This is a genomic window from Sulfuricurvum sp. RIFOXYD12_FULL_44_77, from assembly GCF_001830725.1.
GTDB lineage: Bacteria > Campylobacterota > Campylobacteria > Campylobacterales > Sulfurimonadaceae > Sulfuricurvum > Sulfuricurvum kujiense_A.
Map to the genome: position 1 here is coordinate 1 of NZ_MIBU01000109.1, position 7,047 is coordinate 7,047.

Genomic DNA, 7,047 nt, shown 5'->3' on the forward strand with positions numbered 1-7,047 from the left:
CGTCAGGATAAACCTTTTTACTACGATATCGATACCTTGACGCTCCATCTGATCGAACTATCGGTTCAAAACGGAGGATCGTATGACGGCTGGGAAACGAGTGTTGTAAAAATATAACTGAAAGATTATTCACTTTTAAGTAATTTTAATCTATAGACGGGGATAATAAGTGTAACAACGTCTAAAGAGAATACTAAAAAGGTGAAACAATGAGTCCAGAAGAAATCATCAAAAAGATCGAAGAGAATAAAGGGTTATCCCGTCGTGACGCATTAAGAATGATGGCACTCTCACCGGTAGCGGCAACGGTGCTTGCAGGCTCTGCCGCTCCGACAGCCGCACACGCATCCGCTTCCAACGCAGTGGGCAAAATAGTGATCGTCGGAGGGGGATCGGGTGCGTTGATGGTACTTGCGAGGCTCCGTCGAGCTCTTGCTAATCCTGACATTACGATTATCGCTCCGAACGAAAAGCATATCTATCAGCCGGGTCAGATTTTTGTCGCGGCGGGTGAATACGCACCTGAGGATATTATCTTCGACAATACGGGATACATCGGTGATGATGTGACGTGGATCAAAGATGAAGCAGAGATGTTTGATCCTGATAACAATAAGCTAACGACGAAAAAAGGGACGGTCGTAGAGTATGATTATCTCGTCGTGGCAACGGGAATGCAATCGCATTACGAAAAGATCGCGGGATTAACACCTGAAATGCTCGGACACCATGGGATCTCATGTGTCTATCATAATGACTTGGCTGCAGGGACTGCGGAGGGGGGAACCCTAACGTATGAGTGGTTCAAAGCCGTCAAAGAAGCCTCTAAAACATCAAAACCGCGTGTATTGTGTACTCAGCCATCTACCCCAGTCAAATGCGGCGGAGCACCGCAAAAAATTCTCTATCTGTGTGATGATTATCTCAAACGCGACAATCTTACCGCCGATTTTATTTTTGCGAGTCCGGGAGAGAAACTGTTTGCCATTCCTGAGATTGAGGCGTCACTTGCAAACGCTCAAAAACGATACGGAAATATTACCAATAAATTCGGACATGATTTGATTGCGATCGATGCAGAGAAAAAAATAGCGACATTTTTGCATAAATATGAAGTTCAAGGGGAATACGACAAAGATCTCGAAGAATACGATGTGATTGAAAAAGAAGATGAGGTCAAAATAGAGTACGACTTTATCCATCTTGTCCCTCCGATGGCGGCAGTCGATGCGGTGGCAAACTCTCCTCTGGGATGGCAAAAAGGGACAGCACAAGGGTGGCTTGAGGTTGACCGTGAGACCCTTCAGCATCGTCGCTACAAAAATGTCTTCGGAATCGGAGACGTGTGCGGTATCCCTATCGGAAAAACGGGGGGAAGTGCCCGTCATCACGGACCGATTGTGGTGGGGAATCTGATTTCGGTAATGGAGAAAAAAGAGCCGACTCTCAAATTTGACGGCTATACGGTGTGTCCTCTGAAAACAGCGTACGGCGAAATTATTATGGCAGAGTTCAATTATGACGGTTTAGCCCCCTCATTCCCGCTAGATCCGGCGAAACCAAGATGGATTTGGTGGGCATTTGATTTGTATATGCTGCAGCCGATGTATCGCTATCTGATGTTAAACGGTTTAATGTAGAGAATTATTGTTACATATATACGCACTTGAAAGAAATTGACGATTAATAGTTAATTAATTTCGTTATTTTTAGCCTAATGGTACATTATTTGCATTAGTATCACAAAGATAACAAATTTTGTTGAGAAGGTGCAGTCTATGGGTAGTGAATATGTACTTAAAGATACCGATTTTTTGGTATCGCAGACAGATGAAAAGGGGATTATCCTTTTTGCTAATGAAGATTTTTGCAAAATTGCCGGTTATACGATAGATGAGCTTGTCGGGAAGCCTCACAGTATCGTCCGTCATCCCGATATGCCTAAGGCGGCATTCAAAGATCTGTGGGATACGGTCAAAAGCGGCAAGATTTGGACCGGATATGTCAAAAACGGGACAAAAAACGGAGGATATTATTGGGTATATGCTACTGTCTATCCCAATATCGGGTGTGACAGTAATGGAAAATGCGGTTATTTATCGTGTCGTCGAAAACCCTCTTCAGATGAGATTGCTGAAGCAGAACGTCTCTATAAGACTATGAGTTAAGGACGTGAATATGAATAATTCAGCAAAAATAGCAATACTGATCGTTTTGGCAATACTCGGAGTTTTAGCCGGAGCTATCACCCAAAGTGTGGGTACTCTAATCGCCGTTATCCTTGTGATAGCCTTAGTGTCGGTGGGACTTATTGCGAGTCCGAATAGTGGTCATGATAATGTGCAAAAACATTTGGATAATTTCCTTCAGCTGATGCAGTTTAAACGCAACCGCCTTCCAAAGCTCGATGCAGAAGCCGGAAGCGTCGAAGATAAAATCAATATTTTGGCAAAAGCTCATGAAGATATGCTTCTTGCCGATACATTGGTAGCGGGCGAAATGGTACTTTTAGCGGATAAAGTAGGACAAGGACATTATATGTGCCGTGTTATGAGCGATACAAAGACTCCGCATGTCCATTTACTCCGAAAAACGATGAACAGCATGTTGGATGCGACGGAAAAAAATATTGATAGTGCGATAAAAGTCCTTGAAGCACTGAGCGAGGGGAGATTTTCTACCCGTGCCGAGGTAAATGTTGAGGGTAAAATGGGGCAGATGTTGAGTAAAATCAACGAGCTCGGAGTCGCATTGGAATCAATGGAACATCAAAACAACGAAGCCAAAGAGGTTTTGGACAATAATACCAAACATCTTAAATCAACGATCGAAGAGTTGCGCTCAACAAAATTCGTCGAACTTAACGGGATGATCAACTCTACCGTTGAACGGATTCAAAGTGTTGCCGGAAAAGAGCATGAACTCTCCGGTAATCTGCAAGCCCTTGTCGGTAATGCCCAAGAGACCAAAGCGATTTTGGTCACCATCGGCGATATCGCCGATCAAACGAATCTCCTTGCCCTCAATGCAGCGATCGAAGCGGCACGCGCAGGAGAACACGGACGCGGATTTGCCGTTGTTGCCGATGAGGTACGCAAACTCGCTGAACGAACCCAAAAAAGTCTTGCCGAAATCTCGGCAACGATCAATGTACTGATCCAAGCAATCAACGACAACAGTGAATCATTGCACCAAAACATGGACGAAATGATGGATCTAACCCACTATGTGGGAACCGTGGATCAGAAAATGGATGAATTGCTCATCTCTATGGATGCCATGAGCTAATTTGATCGGGGGTAACCCCGTAAGATTTCAGCAGTATCGCCGCTCCGTTGACATCGCCGCACTCCAGCTTGAGGGATGCGGCATATATTCTCCCCAATACCCCCGTATGTCCTAAGAGTGCGTCTTCTATGACTACAGAGGGATGAAGTGTTTGCAGTAATGACTCCATTGGAATATTCATAAACCCTTCCAGAAGTGAAAGCATTGCTATTAAATGGATTTGCTCCACTTGGGTTTCGGTGAAATCGGGGGTGATTTTTTGGAGTAACGCAATCATACGGTCGATTCTATTTTGGGCAAAAACGGCATGGGAGTTTTTTTCGTCTATAGCTTTGGTTCCCGATTTGGAGTAGATGAGAAGCAGCATCCATTGCATAAGAGCATTTTTCCCGAACCGTTCAATCATCTCTCGTATAGACGTTACCCCCTCAATATGTTCAGGATGGACGGAACGGAGAAATTGAAAAAGTTGAAGAGAGAGGATGCTTTGATGTTTAAATGCATCGCATATCTCATCCATCGTCGCGTCGTTTTGAAGAAGTGAAAAAATATTCATCATTTGCACGTATTGCGGATCGATGCGACGCTGCGTGATAAGGTGCGCACGTGCAAAATAGAACCCTTGAAAGTACTCAAATCCTAGCATTTCATACGCTTCCGCAATTTCATAGAATTCCACTTTTTGGGCGATGAGTTTCATTTTCCCATACGGGTTCGGGAGGTAGGAAAATTGTTCAACATCGGTTTGAGTGACATCGAATTTTGCAAATTCAATATAGGGAAAAATAGTAGAAAAAGTTTCAAAATAGGAGGGATGAAATGATGCATTATCAAGTGCAAAGCGATATCCGAGAGAGTGATAGTATCGGATCGCTTCATGAACGCGGGAGTTCATTTTGATCGATGCGGAGAGCTCAAAGACAAATTTTTCTTTCGGAAGGGTGCGGAGTATATCGGTAAGGAGTAGCGGGCCATCGGTATTGATAAATGCAGGAAGCTCTCCGAATGCCGTAGATGAGCCGATTTGATTAAGTAAATTGACCAGTACCGATGCCGTCGCATGTCTGGGATCATCGATGACACATTCACCATACGTGTTGCGATAAAAAAATTCGTAACCTATGATATTTTCCGCACGGTCTAAAATCGGTTGCCGCGCAAGATAAAGATTATTATTCATAATTGTTGCTTTATATTGTAATGTCTTAAGTGTAGCGTAATTTGAGTATTATTTCAAAAACAATAAAATGGAACTCCTATGCAAGAGCACAAAACAATTTATTTTAAAGAGTATACCCCAAGCCCCTATACGATAGTGAGCTGTTCTCTGGAATTCATTATCGAGGAATCTTCCACCCGTGTCGAAAACATTATGGAGGTACAGCGCCGTGATAGTGAAGCGCGTGAGCTGAAACTCGATGGTGAGATGCTCGATTTGGAACTGTTGTGGGTCGATGATATCCTCTACAGCGACGATATGTATATCAAAGAGGAGAGTGCAATCCGTATTCCTCTTGATCGCGACACCGCACGTATCCGTATCATCAATCGGATTTATCCTGACCAAAATACGGAGCTGGAGGGACTCTACCGCTCCGGCGGTATCTGGTGTACCCAGAATGAACCGGAAGGGTTCCGACGGATCACCTATTTTATCGATCGACCCGATGTAATGAGCACGTTTACAACGAAAATCATCGCTTCTAAAGAGAGATGTCCCATCCTTCTTAGCAATGGAAATCTTCGCGGTACGGCGACACTGGATAACGGCAAGCATTTGGCGGTATGGGAAGATCCGATCCCAAAACCGTGTTATCTCTTTGCCCTCGTTGCAGGGGATTTAGGTTCTATTCACGATAGCTACACGACGGCTAGCGGTAAAAAAGTCGATTTGGCGATTTATTGCGACCGTGGGAACGAGGATAAATGTCACCACGCGATGCGGAGTTTAAAAAAATCGATGGAGTGGGATGAGATCACGTATGGCCGCGAATACGATCTGGAAATCTACAACATCGTTGCGGTGGACAGTTTTAATATGGGGGCGATGGAGAATAAAGGGCTGAATATTTTTAATTCTCATTATGTTCTCGCCGATGAAGACAGTGCTACCGACAGTGATTTTATGGGGATTGAGAGCGTTATCGCTCATGAATATTTTCATAACTGGACGGGGAATCGGATTACATGCCGTAACTGGTTTGAATTGACCCTCAAAGAGGGGTTGACCGTCTTTAGAGATCAATCGTTCAGTGCCGATATGAACTCTCCTCTGACGCAGCGTCTGGATGATCTCAGAGCCTTACGTGAGCGACAGTTTGTCGAGGATGCAGGCCCCACTGCCCATCCGATTAAGCCCGATCACTATATGGAGATCAACAACTTTTATACGGCAACCGTCTATGAGAAGGGTGCCGAGGTGATTCGGATGATGCATACCGTGTTGGGGGGCGAAAAGTTTCGAGCCGCAATGGATTATTATTTCGAAAAGTTTGACGGAAAAGCGGTGGGGACGGAAGAGTTCCTAGAATCAATGCAATCGCAAAGTCCCGTCGATTTGACACAATTTAAACGATGGTATTCACAAGAACGGACTCCGATATTGCGTGTATCGAGCGAGTATTTTCCCAAGTCTGCTGAGCTGGTTTTGAAAATCATCCAAATTATCCCTAAAAACACCAAGAACCAAGAACAATTACCGTATGCGATGCCGTTACGTATCGCCCTTTTAGCCTCAGATGGCAGTGAATATGAGCTCAAAACCGACGATGTAACGCTGTTGCATCAGGATGTGCTATGGTTAGAGAAAGAGATCAGCGAGATTGTTTTTAAAGAGATTGCTACACCTCCGCGTCTCTCTTTGAATCGCGGATTCAGCGCCCCTGTGATTATTGAATGTGAGACGCTCAATTATCCGTTTTTGATGACGTATGAGAATGAGGGATTTGTCCGCTATGAAGCGGCTCACCGTTTCGGTATCGAAACACTTGAGGCCATGATGAGCGGTGAAGAAGCGAATGAACGTTATATCGAGAGTTACGGCGCACTGCTGTGTGATGAGTCGATTGAGGCGATGTTTAAATCTCAAATTTTGGAACTGCCGAGTATTACGACACTGATGCAGCGACAGGAGCGTATTGATGTCGCTGCGATCGTTACGGCACAAGAGAAACTCAAACAGATATTAGCGCAACGCTATTTCGGCGAATTACACAAAAATATTGAACTACTGTATGATCCTTCAAATGCTCATATTGATGGGGTTAGTATGGGAAAACGCGCCCTTAAAAACCGTCTGTTGGGGATAGTGATGAGCTTAAGAGATGAGACGACAAGTGCCGTTTGTTTAGAACATTACCGTCAGTCTCACTCAATGAGTGAGCGGTTGGCGGCACTTGATCTACTTGAAAATTATGCTCCCGAATTAGCAAAAAGTGCATTAGAAGATTTTTACAATCGCTATAGTGATCAGACGCTGGTGATGAACAAATATTTTAGCGTCTTAGCCTCTTCACGACGCGTCGCGACACTGGAACGCGTTATCGCATTACAAGAGGACAGTGCCTACGATGTAAAAGTGCCAAATCTCGTTCGTGCTTTAATCGGAAGTTTTGCCCGCAATCCGATCGCATTTTATGATCAGAGTGGAGATGGATTTGCTTTTGTCGCTGATAAAGTGATCGAAATTGATGCCCTCAATCCACAGATTGCTTCGGGATTGGCGGGGGCGTTTAAAAATTACGGACGTTTAAATAGTGA

At 44.4% G+C, this 7,047-nt stretch carries 5 protein-coding genes; 4 read left to right on the plus strand and 1 reads right to left on the minus strand.

Features of this window, described 5'->3' with window-relative positions; translation table 11 throughout:
- Window positions 1-209: 209 nt before the first annotated feature.
- From A2517_RS04710 to A2517_RS04720, 3 genes are all read left to right on the plus strand, one after another.
- Complete coding sequence (locus tag A2517_RS04710; RefSeq protein WP_294894647.1) at window positions 210-1,640, plus strand: FAD/NAD(P)-binding oxidoreductase; 1,431 nt, start codon at window positions 210-212, stop codon at window positions 1,638-1,640.
- A 138-nt stretch (window positions 1,641-1,778) separates the two neighbouring features.
- Window positions 1,779-2,168: a PAS domain-containing protein gene (locus tag A2517_RS04715; RefSeq protein ID WP_294894649.1), complete on the plus strand. Its 390-nt coding sequence runs from the start codon at window positions 1,779-1,781 to the stop codon at window positions 2,166-2,168.
- A 700-nt stretch (window positions 2,169-2,868) separates the two neighbouring features.
- A complete protein-coding gene (locus A2517_RS04720) occupies window positions 2,869-3,288 on the plus strand; it encodes a methyl-accepting chemotaxis protein (protein ID WP_294894655.1) in 420 nt (139 codons plus the stop codon).
- Here A2517_RS04720 and A2517_RS04725 read toward each other — a convergent pair.
- A complete protein-coding gene (locus tag A2517_RS04725) occupies window positions 3,269-4,468 on the minus strand; it encodes a hypothetical protein (RefSeq protein WP_294894651.1) in 1,200 nt (399 codons plus the stop codon). The genes A2517_RS04720 and A2517_RS04725 overlap by 20 nt on opposite strands.
- A 78-nt stretch (window positions 4,469-4,546) precedes the next feature.
- Between A2517_RS04725 and pepN the strand changes: the two genes are divergently transcribed.
- Window positions 4,547-7,047: aminopeptidase N (gene pepN, locus A2517_RS04730; RefSeq protein WP_294894653.1), on the plus strand; the 2,501-nt coding region annotated here is incomplete at its 3' end.

Bases quoted from the DNA above. Each gene is read 5' to 3' on its own strand.
- A2517_RS04710 (WP_294894647.1), top strand. From the start codon at position 210: ATGAGTCCAGAAGAAATCATCAAAAAGATCGAAGAGAATAAAGGGTTA.
- A2517_RS04715 (WP_294894649.1), top strand. From the start codon at position 1,779: ATGGGTAGTGAATATGTACTTAAAGATACCGATTTTTTGGTATCGCAG.
- A2517_RS04720 (WP_294894655.1), top strand. From the start codon at position 2,869: ATGATCAACTCTACCGTTGAACGGATTCAAAGTGTTGCCGGAAAAGAG.
- A2517_RS04725 (WP_294894651.1), bottom strand. From the start codon at position 4,468: ATGAATAATAATCTTTATCTTGCGCGGCAACCGATTTTAGACCGTGCG.